Genomic DNA, 17886 nt, shown 5'->3' on the forward strand with positions numbered 1-17886 from the left:
AAATGGCAAAATTTAAATTAGTCGCAGAACCAACGTTTAAGTGTAATGTCTTAATTCCTCGTGCAGGTCAAGAGGACGGGCAAATCGAACTAACCTTTAACCATTACTCAGCAGATAAACTCACTAAACTTGAAGATGAAGTTAAAGATAAACAAATTATCGATCTTGTCATGAAAATAGTTCAAGGCTGGAGCTTGGATGAAGAATTTAATCAAGAAAACATGCAAATCTTATTAAATAACTATCCTGCTGCTTGGCGTGCGATAACCGATACATACTATAAAGAAATGTTAGGTCAGCGCGAAAAAAACTAATTGAACTTGCCATTGCTCTATATACCCCCGAGCCGTCAAAAGATGAACTGGCGGCATTCGGTCTAACCGAAGATGATTACGCTGATGAGTATGTAGAAATATGGCAAGAAAATTTAGGTGCTTTTAAGCTATTTAAAGCAATGTCCACCCAGTGGCGTACAAGCATGGGTGGCGTTACAGGGCTTGATTACAATTGTTTGCCATGGGTTATGAAAGTTAACAATATAGCTGAAAACGAGACTATTTTTAATGATATTCAAATAATGGAAAGCGAAGCCCTGAAATTAATGCACAAATCAAAATAATTGTTAGTTTAAAGGGTAACTTTTTGAAAAGTCACCCATCAGTCAAACCACCTTAAGGTGGTTTTTTATTGCTCTTAACTCAATGATCACATAATATTAACGTAAAACAGTTAATATAAAATAGGATTATTATATGTCTAGTAGTGAAGAAGATTTGCTTGATGAGTGTTATTTTCCTAGTTCTATAGCAATAACAGAAGAAATTCCTAAGGGGATTAAGCTTGAAATAAAAAAAATTCAAGACAGGCAAAAATTAATGATTCGTCAAAAGTCTGCTTGTGATGTAAATCTGAGTGAGCCTTATGAAATTTTTAATGTAGAAGATGATTTCATTGATAGGTTGTGCATTTTGTTAATAAGAGCATTTAATTGTGATTGTCACATTATTATGTCCAAAATAAAGCAGATCAATATACATGTCTTGGGTGAAATGATAGAAAAATCATTTTATGAATTAAACGGATTGGGGGAGTTTAAACGAAACTTTTTTAGCGTATCTATTTCGTTTGAGTATTTTAATTTGAAATTAGATGAATTGGTTTTGTACTACAACTATTTAAACCCAGACCATAAAATCGATCACTTGGTTGATCTTTAAATAGTATTGATTTTATATTTTTTAACTATAGGTATTGTATGAAGAAATTATTGTTAGTTATTTTATTTTTTCCTTTAAGTCTTTTCGCTAAAGAAATCAGTTATAACGATTGGACGGTTAATATTAATATTGATCCGATTACCGATAAAAAAACAGTGTCAATGAATTCAGTTTATGTATCAGACAGCACTTCAATAAGTAGCGCTTTTTTTACAGTTGGTTGTGATTCAGTCATTATTATTCCATTCTCCGTTCATAATAATTTGAAAGATTATGAGGATGGGTTAATTAAAGTTATTTTCAGAGCAGACAAAAAAGCTCCAGTAGAGATGGAATGGGAGAAAAAAGGAGCCGTATTTATGACTAATCAGAAACAAATGCTACATCAACAAATTCAAAACTCAAAAAAATTTATCATTAGGTTTGGTGATAAATCGACTAGTGATTTTAGATTTCCTTTGCTAGGCTACAAAAAAGCTTATGAACAGCTCGAAAAAGAATGCGTGAATTGAAGTACCTCATTACCAGAATCTTTCAATACCACCTAAGCCCTTCTACGGGCTTAGGACAAAATTGTTCTCCGCTGTATAACAGGGGTCACTATAGAGTAATTTTATAAGGTCTCGTCTAAAGACAAGTTATTATTTCATGGTATATAGTATCTCTTAGCTGATTTAATCATAGATGATGATAGTTTTTTTATCTCAGTCTCAATGAATTGTTTTAATTCTGCTTCTGTAAATATGTAGCGCCTTAATCCGTCATTAATTTCAGTGTAATCAGGTATGTTTTGATATGCATCACCATTATATAGTTCATAATTTTCATTTACATGATTAGATAAAATATCCCATTGTTCTTCACGAATGATCGCATCTTCTAGCATGTAAATTATTTCAGAGTTCATGGAACGATTGTTCTTTTTAGCTTGTTCAGCAATTTTATCCCTCATTCCCTCAGGAAATCTAACAGTAAATTTATCTTGTACCTGACTTGGAAATTTGTTGCTCATGATTCAGCCTCTAAAAATATTTGAAATATATAATAATGGCAACTTGACATTATTGTAAATAGTGGTAAATTAACACTAATGGCAATTAGCCACTATTAAGGAGAAAAAATGCAGAAAAATAAATTTATAAAATTCACTTTCAGAATGCGTGAAGATGTTCATAGTGAGGTAAAAGCTCGAGCTAAAAAAGAGGGAATATCTTTAAATTCAGCTTTACATCAAATGGTTGTAAGAGATTTAGAAAATAACAAAAGGAGAGAAACAAATGCCTAAAAAAGCAAAAACCCCAAGTGCAGCAACACTTGAGGTTCAACCAACAAATCATTCAAAAGGAGATTCGTATATGAAAAATGATATAACTTTAGTTAATAAAAGTCAATTGACAATGTCTAGCCGTGAGATAGCCTCTTTAACAAATAAGAGACATGATCATATATGTCGAGATATTCGGGCTATTTTAGTGGCGTTACTTGGTGGTAAAGATGGTGATTATATCCGTAACCCAAATTTGGGTTACCTTACAAATCAACATGTTAGCTGTGATCAGTATGATTTTAAAAATCCTAATGCGTGGGAATATCATATATCTAGACGGTACACCGAAATATTAATTACGGGTTATGATATTAAACGTCGAACAGCAGTTATTGATCGCCTTTATCAACTAGAAGAAGCTAACAAGCAATCTCAACTAAAACTTCCAACAACAAAAGAGCTTGCGCTAATGGTTATTCAAGCCGAAGAAGAAAATGAAAGGCTGATGATAGAAAATAAGACGCTAGGATCTCAACTTGAAGAAATGAAGCCAACAGTTGCCGCTTTTGATCGCATTGCGACTAAAGCAGAAGGTAGCATGTGTATTACTGATACTGCCAAGCATTTACAAGTTCAACCAAGAAAATTCTTTCAAGAATTAAACTCAATGGGTTGGATTTACAAAAGAACAGGCAGTCATCATTGGCTTGGATATCAAGATAAGGTTAAGCAAGGGCTGTTAGAACATAAGATCACAACAGTCTCAAGAAGTGATGGTAGTGAAAAGATAGTAGAGCAGGTGCTAATTACCCCAAAAGGATTAGCTAAACTATCACAAATTTTATCACAAGAAATCGCAGCTTAACCAATAATTATAAGCCCCCCGCAGAGGGGCAACTACGAGGATATAGCATGTCAAATCAATTAATGTTTCACAGCACAGTAGTGCAACCAGTTAAACGTAATAATCAAATTTGGATCACGTCCACCGAGCTATCTAAGCTTTTACAATATGCAGATTCTAAATCAGTAACAAAGATTTATAGTCGGAACAAGGATGAGTTCACCGATAAAATGACAATGGTGGTCAAATTGACTACCAATGGAATAAACAACAGTCTACGCAAGAAATCAGTACGAATTTTCTCACTTCGAGGAGCGCATCTAATCGCAATGTTTGCTAGTACAAATGTAGCAAAAGAAGTGCGTAAATGGTTGTTAGATTTAGCTGATAAAGAGGCAGGTCATTCACAAACAAGAAAAGATATGATTGAGGTAAACAGAACCAATTTGATTTGTTTAGTTCATCACATGCTTTGGTTGAATGATTTCTACATAGATAATCGTTTATATGATGTTTTTAAAATGCTGGGGTCTAATTTCGGTGTAAGACTTCACGATCATTTTGGCGACGGTGCTTTTGTTGCTTCAATGTTTAAACAACAGCTAGAAAAGAAACAATTACGGCAAGTATAAGTTAACGACTGTAAGAACGAAGGCAGAATCCTGCCTTTGATTAAAAAACAACCACAATCAAATATACAAACAAACCACCTTCGGGTGGTTTTTTTAATATCTGGAGAAAATATGGCGGAAGAAATCACATCACTACAACTTAAAATTGATGTGCAAAGCGTTGATGAAGCGAATAAAAAGCTAGACGTTTTTAGCAAGAAGGCAGAAGAAGCGGCATCGGCTACTGACGACTTGACAGAGGCCAAAAAACGCGGCTTAAAAGTAACCGATGAAGAATTGAGGGACTTCGAGCGGGTTTATCAAAACGCAGTAAAAGGCGCAAAAGCATCACGAATTAAAGCTGAACAAGAAAGAAAGCTTATTGCAACTAGAAAGCAGCTTGCGGCGTCTAGCGATAGATTATATGTCGGTTTTAGAAATCAGCTTGATAGTTTGAAAGACGTTAATACTGCATCAAAAGAATTGGAAAAAATAAGTAGCAGTGTCAGCAAAGCGTTCAGAAACAACGAGCTTGACCTTGGTAACTACACGCAATTACTACGAGATGTTGCAACAAAGCAAAGAGAAGTGACGACCGCTGAAAATATCGCAACAAAAGCAAAAACTGATTTTTTAAACAAATTAAAAGCACAAGTAGCAGCTCAAAATTTATCTAAAGAGCAGTTATTGCGATATCAGGCTGCGCAACTTGGGGTTAGCTCATCCGCTGATATTTATATTCGCAAAATATCCCAAGCGTCGAAAGAAACCCAAAAATTAGGCACAGCATCGTTAGCTACTAAGCATCAGCTAGCTACAATGACGACACAGATGATGCGAGGGAATTTCACAGGTCTACAAACTTCTAGTATGTCTATGATCATGAAAAATGGCATAGGCAATACTTTTAGTACCCTGTTAACCTCGTTAAACCCTGTAAATATTGGTATCTCAGCAATGGTTGGGCTACTCGGTAGCATGATACCAAAGCTTTTTGAAACTGAATCTGCAACTGATAAATTAGCAGCAGCGCAAGACCGCCTAAACAAAGTATTGAATACGGACAAGAGTACTGGATTGACTTTCTTGTCTGATGATATGATGCGGCTGCTTAAAAAGAATCGATCGTTAGTTCAAGCAGCATTGAAATCTAGTGAAAAAGACTTAAAGACAACTATTTCAAATATAAAGAAAGAGTTGACATCGGGTATATCTTCAATGCAAAAAGCAAGCAAAGAATATGCTGATCTTCGTAGAACTGGTGGTGCGTCTGCATTAGAAGAAGTGTTAAAGAACATTAATAAAATTAAATCAGCCGGCAGAGATTTAAATGAAGAGCTTAAATCTAATGATCAGGCTATTATTGGTGGCATTAACACAAAAATAGCGCGTTTTGCAGAGTATTTAAATATTACACAAGAGCAGTCAAAGAGCATATTAACGCAACTTTCTGATATTGATGCTGAAACAGACTCAATTAAAGCAGAGGAAAAAATAAGCAATTTAATAAATGAGTTGAGCAAGCTGTACATCACATCAGACAATAGTTCGGACAAATTTAAATCTTTGATTGACGGACTTGTTAAAATAGCAAATAAAGCAAGTGACGCAGCTTTTAAAGTTCATTTTTTAAAATCATTTACTGACGTAGACAAAGCAACAGACCCGAAAAAAAGCCCGTTTTATCGATACTCGCAGATGATAATGACGCGTAGCGAGCGTGCAAAAGCTGAAATTGAAGAAATGGAAGCCGCAGCAAAGAGGGCCAACGAAATAAATCCGGGCTCAGTCACAAAAGATGATATAGACAAAGCTGCGGCAAAGATTAGAGCTAACAACGCCGAAAAAACAAGCTCAGCAACCAATTTATTACGCACATCACAACAGCAAGAAATCAGCTTAAAAAGTCAGCTTCAAGCACTGCGAGAACAGAGCTTGACGGTTAACACAATCACATCGGAGCGCAAAAAGTACTTTGATTTACAAGCTCAGATTCAAACGCTAGAAAGTACTGGCAATAAAGCAAGAATGTCAGCGCATGAAAAGTATGTACTTGCACATAAAGATGCTTTACTTGCTCAGTTCGCTAAAAATGCAGCTATTAGTGAAGAAATTGCACAATACGAAACAGCGACTAAAGCACTTCGTAAAATGCAAGAGTACACAACAAACTTATCTGCAAAATCTAAAGCTAGTGAAGCTACTTTTGGCATGACGTCAAAAAATGCGAATCGCTACAATGAAATGTCAGAGCTTGACGCTCAGCGTGATATAGCGCTTAAAGGCACTAGTAATCCTACAGAAATAACAAAAATCACCGAGGAATACAACAAGGCAAAACAAGCGTTACAACAAAGCTGGCAACAGGAAGACATCAATCAAACTGATTGGTTTGCAGGGCTAAAAGTTGGGCTTAACGAATTTTCAGATGCTTCACAGAACATGTTTGATGCGTTTCGTGATTTAGGACAACAAACCATGAGTTCTGTTAGCCACTCATTAACTGAATTTGTTACGACTGGGAAAATGAGCTTTAAAAGTCTTACTAAGTCAATTCTCACCAACATTATCGAAATCATCAACAAGTTGCTAGTTGCTCAAGCAATACAATCGGCCATGGGGTGGTTTGGAATGGCGAGCGCTGGTGCTGGTGCAGCAACTGGTGGGCTACAGCAAGCTTATAACGGTGGATTGATTAGAGGTTACGCAACTGGTGGGGATGTTAGATACAGCATTAACTCGTGCGGTTTTACAGGGCGGGGTAATAAGTATGAACCGGCAGGTATTGTTCACAAGGGCGAATTCGTATTCACCAAAGAAGCGACAAAACGCCTTGGTGTTGGCAATCTTTACGCACTGATGAATGAAGCGCAACGAGGGTACGCAAGCGGTGGCGCAGTGAATTTAGGTCATGCTTCACCGATTGCTTTTACTCGCAAATCTAATAAATCATCCAGCGCTATAAATGTTAATACTAATGTGACGTTAAACATGGAATCTAATAGTGAATCAGGGGCGATTAACTCAAGCATTGATGCAAATTCTATTGAAAGTCAAGCTGCTGCAATAATTGATCGGCGCGTAAATGAAACGATAAAAAAACTTGTTTCACCGGGCGGTGATTTATATAACCTGATGCGCGCAAGATAGGTATTAGGAGGAGGAAATGACAATAGATGTTTTTAAATGGAAAACAATGGGCAATCCGAAACATACAAATTCATCAAACATAAACGAAGCTGGATTTGGTGACGGATATGTCCAGTTATCCAGTAATGGTATTAATAATACAAGTGAGACTTGGGACTTAACTTATACAGGATGCATCAATGAAATAAAAGAAGTTCGTGATTTTTTAAACTCGCACATCATAAAGTCGTTTAAGTGGAAAAATCCGTACGGTGAAGAAAAATTGTATCGAGTTGTGAATAAATCTATCGAATCCGAATTTGTTGGTGGCAGAGTTGTTTCGTTATCATTCAAATTTATTCAAGCTTATTCACCTTGATTAAAAATTGGTTAGAAAATGTATTGATTTTATTGAGTTTATTTTTAATGCCAAATATACGAATAAACCACCTTCGGCGGGTTTTTTATTATCTGGAGAAAATATGCTGTCACCAATACAATTCGATAAATTATTAAATTTGCTTGTTAACATATGCAGATCGCATCAAACAACACCCGTACGAACAGAAACGGAATCATCTGCAAATGAAATACATGCTGTTTATATCTATGTTGACGCCGATATTGATAGCATTGTTAATATGAATTTTGAATTAGCAGAAAAAATAACATTAGATTATGATTTAGATTGCATTAAATTCGTTATTGTATTTAAAAAGAGTTAAACATAAAACTTAATAAACAAGACCGCTTAATTGCGGTTTTTTTATGTCTGGAGAAACTATGCCAATAACACAAGATTTACAAGCACTTGAGGGTAATCAGCTTATACAACTAATAGAGGTGGATGGCACAAAATTTGGTCTTGATGAAGTACTGAGATTTCATGCTCATAATATTTCACCCGACGGTTGGGCGTCATTTGCTGCGGAGAATTTACCATCAATAAAATGGCAAGGTAAAGAATATTTACCGTATCCATATGAGTTAAAAGACATTGAATTAAGTAGCACTGGCTCACAGCCAACACCAAGATTATCGGTTGGCAATATAGACGGTAGAGTAACTCGGCTTTGTATTGATTATGATGATTTGGTCCAAGCAAAAGTCAAAATCCACACGACAATGGCTAAGTACCTTGATGCGGATAATTGGCTTAATGGAAATCCTACCGCTGACCCTACTCAAGAGCGAGTTCAGCTATTTTTTATCAATAACAAGCGCGAAGAAACAAAAGCGACCGTTGAGTTTGAGTTATGTTCACCTTTTGACATACAAAATCTTAAATTACCAACACGGCAAATAACAACGGTTTGTACTTGGTGTATGCGTGGTTGGTATAGAACAGGGACGGGATGTGACTATGCAGGCAATAAGTATTTCACTAAAGATGGTATAGAGACTGACGATCCTGCTAAAGATCAATGCGGTGGCTTATTAAAGGATTGCAAAGCTCGCCATGGCAATAATCCTCTTCCTTTTGGTGGTTTCCCTGCGGCTAATTTACAAGGTAAATAATATGAGACAAAAATTATTAGATGCAATAAAAAAACATGTTGATAGTGAATATCCTAACGAGGCGTGTGGTCTGATTGTGGATACGGGTAAAACTCAAAAATATATACCGTGTAAAAACATATCAGACAATCCCAAAGAGCATTTTTTAATCTCACCTGATGAGCAACTAGAAGCCGAGAAACGAGGTGAAATCATTATGATTATTCATTCTCACCCTGATGTAGTATCACTTGTTCCGTCGGAATTTGACCGCATTCAATGCGACTATTCAGGCCTTGAATGGGGAATTATGTCTGTCCCTGATGGTGATTTTTGCACAATATCACCGCGTATAAATCGGGATTATACGGGGCGTCAATGGCTGCTAGGGTATGCTGATTGTTGGGCGCTTATTATGGATTACTATAAACGAGAGTATAACATTAGCCTAAAGAACTATTCTGTTACTCGCGAATGGTGGGAGAGTGGAGATGAAAATATTTATGATGACAATTGGCAATCAGAGGGGTTTGTTGAGGTGGACCTCAAAGACATGAAGATTGGCGACATCATTATGATGCGAATTGGTGCACAGGTTACAAACCATGCCGCTATCTATGTAGGTGACAATCTTATTCTTCATCATCTTTATGGCCAATTATCATCAAGAACACCATACGGTAAATATTTTAGAGATAGAACCGTTCGAATAGTACGACACAAGGAGTTATTTAATGCTGAGTAATGTAACGTTTAAAGGCGCAATGGCTAAGCAATTTGGCAAGAATCATCAATACGATGTGCAAGATATTAAAGAAGTGTTAAGAGCGTTATGCGCAACGATAAAAGGCTTTGAAAAATACATGAGTTCAGCGCATATGAAAGGTGTCAAATTTGCTTTTTTTGTTGACGGCAAAAACATTGGTATTGATGAGTTTGATATTAATGCAAGTGGTAAAAATTACATGATCATGCCTGTAGCTCAAGGGGCAAAAAGTGGTGGTTTTTTGCAAATAATTATAGGGGCAGCCGCTTTAGTCGCCGCTTTTTTTACTGGTGGCGCATCTTTAACCATGTTCGGTGCAACAATAACTGCCTCATCAACGCTGGCTGGAATCGGTATTAGTATGATGCTTGGCGGTATAGTTCAATTGCTCACGCCTCAACCGAAGTTTAAAGCTGGAGGTTCTAGCGTGGAAAACAAACCTAATTATGGATTCGGTGCACCTGTCAATACAAATGCTGTAGGTTATCCCGTGCCTGAGTTACTTGGTGAGCGTGAAATTGGTGGTGCGGTAATTAACGCTGGTATTTATTCAGAAGATCAACAATAGGTGGATTATGCATTTAATAGAAGGTCAAAAAGGTGGCGGTAAAAAACCGCACAAGCCCCACGAGCAACCAGATAACTTGCTTTCAACTGCTAAACTCAAGTTATTATTGGCATTGAGTGAGGGAGAAATTCAGGGCGATCTTACCGAACAAAACATTTATATTGATAACACTCCACTAGCTAACGCTGATGGCTCACGTAATTTCAATGGTGTTATGTGGGAGTTTCGTAATGGATCACAAACTCAAGACTATATTAAAGGTATTCCTGAGATAAGTAATGAACTAAGAGCAAATTATATAGTAAAAGCCGATAAGCCGTGGATTCGCTCATTTTCTAATTTAGAACTAGATGCCATTAGAATTAAGTTGAGTTTGCCTACACTTGTTCAATATAAAGATAACGGTGATATTGTTGGTACAATTGTGAATTATGCTATTGATTTATCAACGGATGGTAGTGCTTTTGAAACGGTTGTTAATGCGGAATTTAATGGTAAAACCACATCTGAATATCAAAGAGATCATCGTATAAATTTGCCAAGTGCGGTAAATGGCTGGGCTATTCGAGTAAGGCGATTAACGCCAGATTCTAACTCCAATAGTAAATTAATTAACGCATTTGGCGTGTCTTCATACGCAGAAGTTATTGATAGTAAGTTACGATATCCAAATACTGCCTTGCTTTACATTGAGCTTGATGCTAGTCAATTTAACGGAGCTGTGCCCAAAATCAGTTGTAAGCTAAAAGGGAAGCTTGTTCAAGTTCCAGATAATTACGACCCTGTTAGTCGAACATATTCGGGAGTTTGGCAAGGTGGTTTTAAGATGGCTTACACGAATAATCCCGCTTGGCTGGCTTATTATTTAATGCGTGATGAGATAGCAGGCATGGGATTACGGATTGATTCTACTATGCTAGACAAATGGTCTATCTATCAACTAGGGCAATATTGTGACCAAATGGTTTCTGACGGAAAGGGTGGTAAAGAGCCACGTTTTGCTTGTAATGAATATATACAAAGCCAAGAAGACGCTTACACAGTACTTAAAGATTTGGTGGCGTCATTCCGTGGAATAATTTTTTGGGGTAATGACCAGATTTGTTTAACGGCTGACATGCCACAAGACGAGCCTGATTTCATCTATCATCCATCTAACGTTATCGGTGATTTTGCATATTCAGGTGGTTCATATAAAAATAGATATACTTCGTGCTTAGTTGCTTATTCTGACCCGAATAATCACTATTGTGATGATGTCGAGGCGGTATGGGATCATAATTTAATGCGTCGATACGATGTTAATGTAATGAAATTAACAGCGATTGGCTGCACATCACAAGCGGAGGCGCAAAGGCGAGGGCGATGGGCATTACTTTCCAATGCGAAAGATGAGGCGATTACGTTTACGGTTGGTTTAGATGGTTATATTCCGATGCCAGCCAGAATTATTGGTGTTGCCGATCCGTCCCGTTCTGGTAAAGAAAATGGTGGCCGAATCCATGCTGTTTCTGGGCGAAAAATAACGTTAGATAGAGTTGTTGACTATGAACCGGGAGATAGATTAGTAATTAATTTGCCAGATGGGACAGCACAAAGTAGGACGATCAAAACTATTAGCGCAGATAAAAAAACGCTTACCGTTTCTGCTAATTATAAAATGACACCTGTTGCTGGTAACGTTTGGTGTATAGATAGCGATAATGTTGCGATTCAATATTTTAGAGTAACATCAATATCGGCGACTGAAAAAGGTCAATTTTCAATAACGGCTATTCAGCATGATCCTAATAAGTTCAAATATATTGATGAGGGTGTTAGGCTTGAATCAAAACCAATTACAGTTACTCCACCAAGTTCAATTTCTACTCCAAAAAATATTGTTGTTTCAGAAAGTAGCTATATCTCACAAGGATTGTCAGTTGCTTCTTTAAATGCAACATGGGATTCAGTAAATGGTGCTACGAACTACGTTGCGCAATGGCGAAAAGACAAGTCGGCGTGGATTAATGTTGGACGCACAAACGGCACAAATTTTACTGTCGAGGGGGTTTATTCAGGTGTTTATGAGATTCGTGTAAGAGCTGTTAATGCAATTGACGTATCCTCTCCTTGGGCGTATTCGCAAGCAACCTCAATTAAAGGCAAGGTTGGCAAACCAGATAGACCAGTTGGTTTTACTGCAAGTGATGATGTCATTTTTGGAATTACTCTTAACTGGTCTTTTCCGCTGTCAAGCGGCGATACTAGCCACACAGAAATTCAGTATTCAACTAACGAAAACAAAGATGACGCATTACAGTTAACAAATGTGACCTATCCAAGTTGCAATTACTCACAAACTGGATTGTCCATAGGACAGGTGTTTTTTTATCGTGCTCGACTAGTTGATAAAATCGGGAATGTCAGCGATTGGACAGAATGGGTTAGGGGGATTTCTAGTACTAATACTAATGATTTAACTGACCATATTTTTGATGAAATCAAAGAAACCGATGCTTGGAATTCTCTCATTGATTCCGTTGATAATGCAGCGATTAGCTCAATAGAAAACGCAAAAGCAATTATTGAAAATGCTTTGGCTAATGACACTGAAACACGCCGGCGCAGGGTTGAAAATGGCAACTTATCGGCTGAAATAAAAGAAACCAACTCTGCGTTATTAACTGAAAAAGAGGCGACAGCAATTGCATTACGCGAATTAAACTCTAAATACGGTGATGTTAGCAGTAACTTATCAGAGTTTAAAAAAACTACCGCAGAGCAAAACTCAGCTACAGCACAAGCCATTCAATCCATCAATACAAAAGTGGGGGACGTATCCACGTCAATTTCAGATGTAAGCCAAACTGTAAATAATCTCAATGGCAAAATTTCAGCTCACAGAACCATGAAAGTTCAGGTTGACAATAAAGGTCAACAGTATGTTGCAGGCATGACTATGGGGGTTGAAAACACTGATGAAGGCATGCAATCGAATGTTATTTTCTTACAAGATCGTTTTTCAATTATGAATGCCGCAGGAGGAGATCCTCAAGTGATTTTTACTACCCACGGAAATCAAGTGATCATTAACGATACAGCAATTGGCAATGGTTCAATAACAGATGCACACATCAAGGACGCATCAATAACTAATGCCAAGATCAATGATATCATTCAGTCTGATAATTTTGTTGATGGAGTCTCAGGTTGGCAGTTATCTAAAAAAACAGGTACTTTAAAAGCCGTTAATGCCAACATTTCAGGAAAACTAACAGCGACATCAGGGGAATTAAACAATGTTGTAATCAATGAAAACTGTCATATAAAAGGAGCGCTGAATGTTGGGCAAATAAAAGGGAATGTATTATCTGCAAAAAACTACGTTCGTGATGCTAATTTGTTGTTTGGTTTTAATCCCCCGCTAAACTCGGCGCATATAATGACGGTTGAAGGAAATGGATGCTGGCAAACGTTATGCTTTGCAGGAACAACACGAGTTGAATGCACGAATGGCAACGTATCTGATATAACGCTACATTTTTTATTTAACAATCAATTTTCTTTTGATATTAATCAATTAATTAATGACGGGAAAATAGATAATCTATGTGTGCCAGTTCCGCCACTCCTAATTGGCAGCAGAATTAATATTCAATTAATTGGTGAGCGACGTAAACATTCATTTGTTAGTCAATGTAAAGTCTCTTTTAATTCGCTAACTTTGTTAATGAACAACTCAAACGGTTTTCTTGATTAATTAACAATCCATCAGAACAAACCGCTCATGCAGCGGTTTTTTATATTTAAAATTTGAGGAAAATTATGTGGTATACAACAGGCAAAATAAATGTAACAAAAAATAGTAATATGGTAATAGGTATTGGAACAAAATGGGCTAATCCGCTATCTGGTGTGTCCGCCGGTAGAATGCTTATTCTACAATCATCAAATCAAGTTGAAATATATGAAATTGCATCAGTGCAATCTGATACGAGATTAACATTAGCAGAAAGTTATAACGGCGTAACAGCGAAAGATAAAGCCTATAAAATTCCAACATCGCCGTCGGTTTCTATTGAGCAATTTGCATTAGAAATAGCATCATCACTAGCGTATCATCAGAAACAGCTTGATGGTTGGCAAAAAATCTTAACTGGCTCGGGAGATGTTGAGTTAATAGCGCCCGACGGACAAAAAGTAATAATAAAATCACAAAAAAAATTATCTAACTTAATAGATGGCGCAGTAAAAAAATCGGGCGATGAAATGGGCGGGCAATTACGTATGTCTGCTGAGTCGGCAGGTATTAAATTTAAATATGTAGATAGTAATAACGAGTTTGTATTGCGTACGCTGAGTAATAGTTTGTCGTTTATTTTTTACGACGAGAAAATAAAAAAATGGTTTACAAAATTAGCGTATATAACAGATAAAAAGCAATGGTGTTTTCAAGATGTTGACGATGTAACAATTAACAATAAATCAGTGTTAAAAAAGGGCGATTACGGGCTTGGTTCAAACACCGGTATCCCCGTTTCTAATTTAGATGATAAATTAGAAACGGCGTTTTATTTTACAACGACAGATAAAATAAATGGTTTGCCGTTTAATGGCGGCAGAAGCACAGCATCGTTGTTGCCGTTACCAACATCTACGGCAACGTGGGGAGTCGAAATGCTCTCAGTTATAAACAGTAAAATCCCGAAAATTTTCTATCGATGTTCAACGTCGCGTGGCAAGGAGAGCTGGTACGAGGCGATCACAACAGCGAATTCAACAACTGATAGCAATGGTTTTCTGAAAAAAGCATCTCCGATTTTGCGGTTGTTTGCGACTGAAAATATTGATGATGTTGATGATTTTAAAAAATCGGGCTGTAGTTTAGTGAATGATTTGGCCGCTGGCGTGACAGCTAAACGAATTGATATTGGTCATTACGAAATCAGCGGTAGTTTAGGTTTTGCAAAAGAGGGGTGGTATATAACGCTACCCGAGGACGCTAACGGCAATAAAAAATTTTTTGCTGAGTACTCAACTGATGAAAACAACATCATCACAGTTAAAACGTACACACGAAAATTTGATTTTGAGAGCTGTCAAATTGTGGCTGGCGAGCCAATTGACATAACCGCAGGACGATGGATAGACATTCGATTAGAAATGCCAGTTGTTGAGGTAATTGAGAATGAAGAGCCGATACCGAGCACACTAAATCCAGTCATTATTAACAATGATGAAAACTAACTAACAAAACACACTATCAATCTTCAACTTACAATACTCAACAGCGTCATGTAGCATCACAAAATCAGCTATATCAAATAATGTTTTTGGTGTTTGATAGAACACATAATTGTGATCGTCATAGCTGTTGATAATGTAGCACTCGCCCGATAATTCTATTTCGTAATCATCGGGCGCTGTGCGTATATAAATTGGTAGTGTGTAGTTTATTGTTATCATTTGTAACTAAATTAAATTTTAATTAAACATCGCAATTTTAAAAAATCAGTTGTAAAATAACCCAGTTTTAATTAAAAACAATTCATAAATATTTTTGTTCATTTTTCTATCTCCAGCCTCCCATCGTGCCCAAGTTCTCTCATCAACATAGACAAGATTCGCGGATTGTTTTTGTGTTAACCCCGCCGCTTTGCGTGCATTTAAAACTTTTTCCGCAGAAACTGAATTTTCGCCCAGCGAATATGTTTGATGATAAATTTCTTCGCGCACTGCAAATCTGTCTAGTGGACTACCGAATGGGTCATCGCCATCAAACTGCGTCTGTTTTAGTATAATATCGTCGGCTATTGTTAATGCGTTAAATTTTTCACCGTTAATTTTTATGTAGCGTATTAGTTTTATAGTGTTTTCGTAGAATTCATAAAAATCATTCGATTTTAGCCAGCGCTCATATCTAATGAGACCTGTTTCGTATTTCAAATTTATTTTTCCAACCGCGCTCGCTAGTGTTTGCCCTCCGATCATATGCACATCCTCTTGTACCGCAAAACAAATCAGCCCCAGTACGCAATGTGAAATAAAAAAATCTTTTGCTGTAATTCCGTCGTTGTTTTTCATTAAAAATAGGTTATTTTGTTCATCAAAAATAGCTCTGTCGATTGTTTCGGGTGCTCTGCATTTTCTATTTTTAGCTAGAATAGAAAACGACATTAGCTCCTCATTTGATAGTGTGTTTAATGACATGATTTACTCCTATTTGTTGTCGTTATAACATTCTATAATTGATTTTAATGTTAATTTGTTGTCCATTTTACAATCTTCAAATGCCTCTACATTAAAAACTAATTCACCATTTCTAAAAACATCGCTCCCCCATCCAACTGTAAAATGATTTTTAGTTGAGAGAAATTTTTTTACATCGCTGAATGAATTTAATTCTAATGTTTGTTCGTATGCTGTAGTTTTTATCCCGTTTTCATCTACATTATATCCATTTGGAATAATTTTTCTGATTTCATATACACATTTAGCCATTTTTTATTTCCTCGTTCGATTTAGTATGGATATACATTAAACCAGACCAATGGTCTGGTCAAGGTGATTTTTTAACTTTTTGTGCTTTTTTATTATGAGCAATAATTAATGAGTTTTATTTGTTATGAATGATTTTTTGATGTACTGGAATGTTAATCCAATTTATATGACAGAGTGAAAAATTAATTTGCAATTGTTTTTCTAATTTCGTAATATTAAATGGCTCATCTACTTATAGTATGAAAGAGGTGGCTGAATAACCGCCCAGCCAAATTGGCGGTCACTTTTTACTAGTCATGCATTCCCACCGCTAGAAAGCCTACAGATGTGTAATATCTCATTTTCAGTAATACCATTGTTACCAGTACACGCAATTAATAGGTAAGCTCTCGGCTTTTTAGATAGCTTTTTATAATTAGATTGGCTATGATTGGCGTTGTCAAAGCACCAATTCAAGCCCTCGATTATTTCTCGATATAGAGGGTTTTATTTTATAAAATACGTAAAAATTTTTGGTCGGTATTTTTGGCGGTATTTAAAATAGGTTGGTTTTAAATATTTATATTGTTCAATGAGTTGATTTTTGTTTTCGATTCCTGCTGGGGTCAAAGCCCGCCGAAACTGGCACGGTTTTACATTGATATTCGCAATAAACTTTGATGCTCACTATAAATCAATTATAGTAAATTTTGTTGTATAGTAAAAATTACGCCTTATCAAATTATCTAAAGCTTTATCCCCCCTTTTTTTGAGCTGTAAAATAAAACAAATAAAAACATTGTGTTAGTGATTTTTTGCAAAAAGGGTTTTTAGAGGCAAAAATCCTATTTGCCTTTTGGCAAACAAAGTTTATAGTATGTTTGTTTCTAGTTTAACGCCGTGTAGGCGGTTTAAATGACTTTATGATGATAGATTAATTAAGATCTTGAGTTTAACGCCGTGTAGGCGGTTTAAATGTCGGTCAGTTTCACTCATGCTATTTTGCTCAAGTTTAACGCCGTGTAGGCGGTTTAAATGGCCAGCAAATTCAAATTGCCAGTTAAAATAACGTTTAACGCCGTGTAGGCGGTTTAAATGTACACGGCGGTAAACTAGAAACGAATATACTATGTTTAACGCCGTGTAGGCGGTTTAAATATTTTTCTTTATTGTTATATAGATCATGCCTGCCACTAATATATAGTCGTATTTCGCTAATTAAAAATTAAATAAAATCAATGGGTTTTCTGAAAGATTTTTATATTTATTTTTGTTAGTTAACTCACATTATTTTTAAGTCAATTCATCTTCTCTTTAAATTAGAAAACATAAAATATTGTAATGTTAAATAAATATGTTAATGTGCCTTATGTTGCTTTTTATCTATAAAAGCAATATTTTTTTATTAAAAATTTTATACAGAAAGTTAAAATAGTCAGTAGAAAGTTATTACGTATTTTTGAAAAAAGCTTTTAATTAAATTTGATGATAGAGGTGGAATTTTTATTAGTATGATTTTATACCA

At 36.2% G+C, this 17886-nt stretch carries 18 protein-coding genes and 1 CRISPR repeat array; of the genes, 15 read left to right on the plus strand and 3 right to left on the minus strand.

The genetic code is table 11. The features are described 5' to 3' along the window. The first annotated feature begins 2 nt into the window (after positions 1 to 2). From A9G41_RS11815 to A9G41_RS11830, 4 genes are all read left to right on the plus strand, one after another. A complete protein-coding gene (locus A9G41_RS11815) occupies positions 3 to 314 on the plus strand; it encodes a phage tail assembly chaperone (protein ID WP_065590011.1) in 312 nt (103 codons plus the stop codon). Between the two features lie 47 nt (positions 315 to 361). Beyond that, a complete protein-coding gene (locus A9G41_RS11820) occupies positions 362 to 619 on the plus strand; it encodes a DUF1799 domain-containing protein (RefSeq protein WP_082259660.1) in 258 nt (85 codons plus the stop codon). A gap of 133 nt (positions 620 to 752) precedes the next feature. Next, entirely contained in the window at positions 753 to 1217 is a 465-nt protein-coding gene (locus tag A9G41_RS11825) for a DUF4041 domain-containing protein (RefSeq protein WP_075539729.1), read from the plus strand. 38 nt (positions 1218 to 1255) lie between these two features. After that, positions 1256 to 1729: a hypothetical protein gene (locus A9G41_RS11830; RefSeq protein WP_075539730.1), complete on the plus strand. Its 474-nt coding sequence runs from the start codon at positions 1256 to 1258 to the stop codon at positions 1727 to 1729. Positions 1730 to 1863: 134 nt separating this feature from the next. Here the strand turns inward: A9G41_RS11830 and A9G41_RS13695 are convergent, their stop codons facing one another. Continuing rightward, positions 1864 to 2229, minus strand: a complete 366-nt coding sequence (locus A9G41_RS13695) for an Arc family DNA-binding protein (protein ID WP_082259661.1) — start codon at positions 2227 to 2229, stop codon at positions 1864 to 1866. A gap of 108 nt (positions 2230 to 2337) precedes the next feature. Here A9G41_RS13695 and A9G41_RS13700 point away from each other — a divergent pair, with 108 nt between their 5' ends. The 11 genes from A9G41_RS13700 to A9G41_RS11885 all read left to right on the plus strand — a co-directional run bounded on the left by A9G41_RS13700 (position 2338) and on the right by A9G41_RS11885 (position 15128). Continuing rightward, the gene (locus tag A9G41_RS13700) at positions 2338 to 2502 is read left to right on the plus strand and encodes a toxin-antitoxin system HicB family antitoxin (RefSeq protein ID WP_082259662.1); all 165 of its coding nucleotides are present in this window, start codon (positions 2338 to 2340) and stop codon (positions 2500 to 2502) included. Next, positions 2495 to 3349, plus strand: coding sequence for a phage antirepressor KilAC domain-containing protein (locus A9G41_RS11840; protein ID WP_082259663.1), 855 nt, complete (start codon positions 2495 to 2497; stop codon positions 3347 to 3349). The genes A9G41_RS13700 and A9G41_RS11840 overlap by 8 nt, the downstream gene beginning before the upstream one ends. 47 nt (positions 3350 to 3396) lie before the next feature. Continuing rightward, the gene (locus A9G41_RS11845) at positions 3397 to 3960 is read left to right on the plus strand and encodes a BRO family protein (protein WP_065582246.1); all 564 of its coding nucleotides are present in this window, start codon (positions 3397 to 3399) and stop codon (positions 3958 to 3960) included. Between the two features lie 111 nt (positions 3961 to 4071). Then, positions 4072 to 7089 carry a phage tail tape measure protein gene (locus A9G41_RS11850; RefSeq protein WP_143425474.1) on the plus strand — a complete coding sequence of 1006 codons (3018 nt, stop codon included), beginning with the start codon at positions 4072 to 4074 and terminating at the stop codon, positions 7087 to 7089. 16 nt (positions 7090 to 7105) lie between these two features. Beyond that, a complete protein-coding gene (locus tag A9G41_RS11855) occupies positions 7106 to 7447 on the plus strand; it encodes a phage tail protein (protein WP_075539732.1) in 342 nt (113 codons plus the stop codon). Between the two features lie 103 nt (positions 7448 to 7550). Further along, positions 7551 to 7793, plus strand: a complete 243-nt coding sequence (locus A9G41_RS11860) for a hypothetical protein (protein ID WP_143425475.1) — start codon at positions 7551 to 7553, stop codon at positions 7791 to 7793. A gap of 58 nt (positions 7794 to 7851) precedes the next feature. After that, on the plus strand, positions 7852 to 8586 hold the full coding sequence (locus tag A9G41_RS11865) for a phage minor tail protein L (protein WP_075539734.1): 735 nt from the start codon (positions 7852 to 7854) through the stop codon (positions 8584 to 8586). 1 nt (position 8587) lies between these two features. Beyond that, a complete protein-coding gene (locus A9G41_RS11870) occupies positions 8588 to 9310 on the plus strand; it encodes a C40 family peptidase (protein ID WP_075539735.1) in 723 nt (240 codons plus the stop codon). Beyond that, entirely contained in the window at positions 9300 to 9899 is a 600-nt protein-coding gene (locus A9G41_RS11875) for a tail assembly protein (RefSeq protein ID WP_075539736.1), read from the plus strand. The genes A9G41_RS11870 and A9G41_RS11875 overlap by 11 nt, the downstream gene beginning before the upstream one ends. Positions 9900 to 9906: 7 nt before the next feature. Then, entirely contained in the window at positions 9907 to 13641 is a 3735-nt protein-coding gene (gene gpJ / locus A9G41_RS11880) for a TipJ family phage tail tip protein (protein WP_075539737.1), read from the plus strand. A gap of 65 nt (positions 13642 to 13706) precedes the next feature. Continuing rightward, entirely contained in the window at positions 13707 to 15128 is a 1422-nt protein-coding gene (locus A9G41_RS11885) for a phage tail fiber protein (RefSeq protein WP_075539738.1), read from the plus strand. A gap of 264 nt (positions 15129 to 15392) precedes the next feature. Here the strand turns inward: A9G41_RS11885 and A9G41_RS14595 are convergent, their stop codons facing one another. Continuing rightward, positions 15393 to 16058 (minus strand): helix-turn-helix domain-containing protein, encoded by a 666-nt coding sequence (locus A9G41_RS14595; protein WP_218837709.1) that lies wholly within the window; start codon positions 16056 to 16058, stop codon positions 15393 to 15395. Between the two features lie 42 nt (positions 16059 to 16100). After that, entirely contained in the window at positions 16101 to 16382 is a 282-nt protein-coding gene (locus tag A9G41_RS11895; protein ID WP_075539739.1) for a hypothetical protein, read from the minus strand. An 868-nt stretch (positions 16383 to 17250) separates the two neighbouring features. Next, positions 17251 to 17520: a CRISPR direct-repeat array (repeat unit 29 nt; unit sequence AGTTTAACGCCGTGTAGGCGGTTTAAATG). Positions 17521 to 17886: the final 366 nt, after the last annotated feature.

This window comes from Gilliamella sp. Nev5-1 (genome assembly GCF_001690895.1).
Taxonomy (GTDB): Bacteria; Pseudomonadota; Gammaproteobacteria; order Enterobacterales; family Orbaceae; genus Gilliamella; species Gilliamella apicola_C.

Coding starts and splice junctions, on each gene's coding strand:
- A9G41_RS11855 (WP_075539732.1), top strand. CDS start 7,106: ATGACAATAGATGTTTTTAAATGGAAAACAATGGGCAATCCGAAACAT.
- A9G41_RS11875 (WP_075539736.1), top strand. CDS start 9,300: ATGCTGAGTAATGTAACGTTTAAAGGCGCAATGGCTAAGCAATTTGGC.
- A9G41_RS11870 (WP_075539735.1), top strand. CDS start 8,588: ATGAGACAAAAATTATTAGATGCAATAAAAAAACATGTTGATAGTGAA.
- gpJ (WP_075539737.1), top strand. CDS start 9,907: ATGCATTTAATAGAAGGTCAAAAAGGTGGCGGTAAAAAACCGCACAAG.
- A9G41_RS11865 (WP_075539734.1), top strand. CDS start 7,852: ATGCCAATAACACAAGATTTACAAGCACTTGAGGGTAATCAGCTTATA.
- A9G41_RS11840 (WP_082259663.1), top strand. CDS start 2,495: ATGCCTAAAAAAGCAAAAACCCCAAGTGCAGCAACACTTGAGGTTCAA.
- A9G41_RS11830 (WP_075539730.1), top strand. CDS start 1,256: ATGAAGAAATTATTGTTAGTTATTTTATTTTTTCCTTTAAGTCTTTTC.
- A9G41_RS11815 (WP_065590011.1), top strand. CDS start 3: ATGGCAAAATTTAAATTAGTCGCAGAACCAACGTTTAAGTGTAATGTC.
- A9G41_RS13700 (WP_082259662.1), top strand. CDS start 2,338: ATGCAGAAAAATAAATTTATAAAATTCACTTTCAGAATGCGTGAAGAT.
- A9G41_RS11860 (WP_143425475.1), top strand. CDS start 7,551: ATGCTGTCACCAATACAATTCGATAAATTATTAAATTTGCTTGTTAAC.
- A9G41_RS11850 (WP_143425474.1), top strand. CDS start 4,072: ATGGCGGAAGAAATCACATCACTACAACTTAAAATTGATGTGCAAAGC.
- A9G41_RS11885 (WP_075539738.1), top strand. CDS start 13,707: ATGTGGTATACAACAGGCAAAATAAATGTAACAAAAAATAGTAATATG.
- A9G41_RS13695 (WP_082259661.1), bottom strand. CDS start 2,229: ATGAGCAACAAATTTCCAAGTCAGGTACAAGATAAATTTACTGTTAGA.
- A9G41_RS11845 (WP_065582246.1), top strand. CDS start 3,397: ATGTCAAATCAATTAATGTTTCACAGCACAGTAGTGCAACCAGTTAAA.
- A9G41_RS11825 (WP_075539729.1), top strand. CDS start 753: ATGTCTAGTAGTGAAGAAGATTTGCTTGATGAGTGTTATTTTCCTAGT.
- A9G41_RS11895 (WP_075539739.1), bottom strand. CDS start 16,382: ATGGCTAAATGTGTATATGAAATCAGAAAAATTATTCCAAATGGATAT.
- A9G41_RS14595 (WP_218837709.1), bottom strand. CDS start 16,058: ATGTCGTTTTCTATTCTAGCTAAAAATAGAAAATGCAGAGCACCCGAA.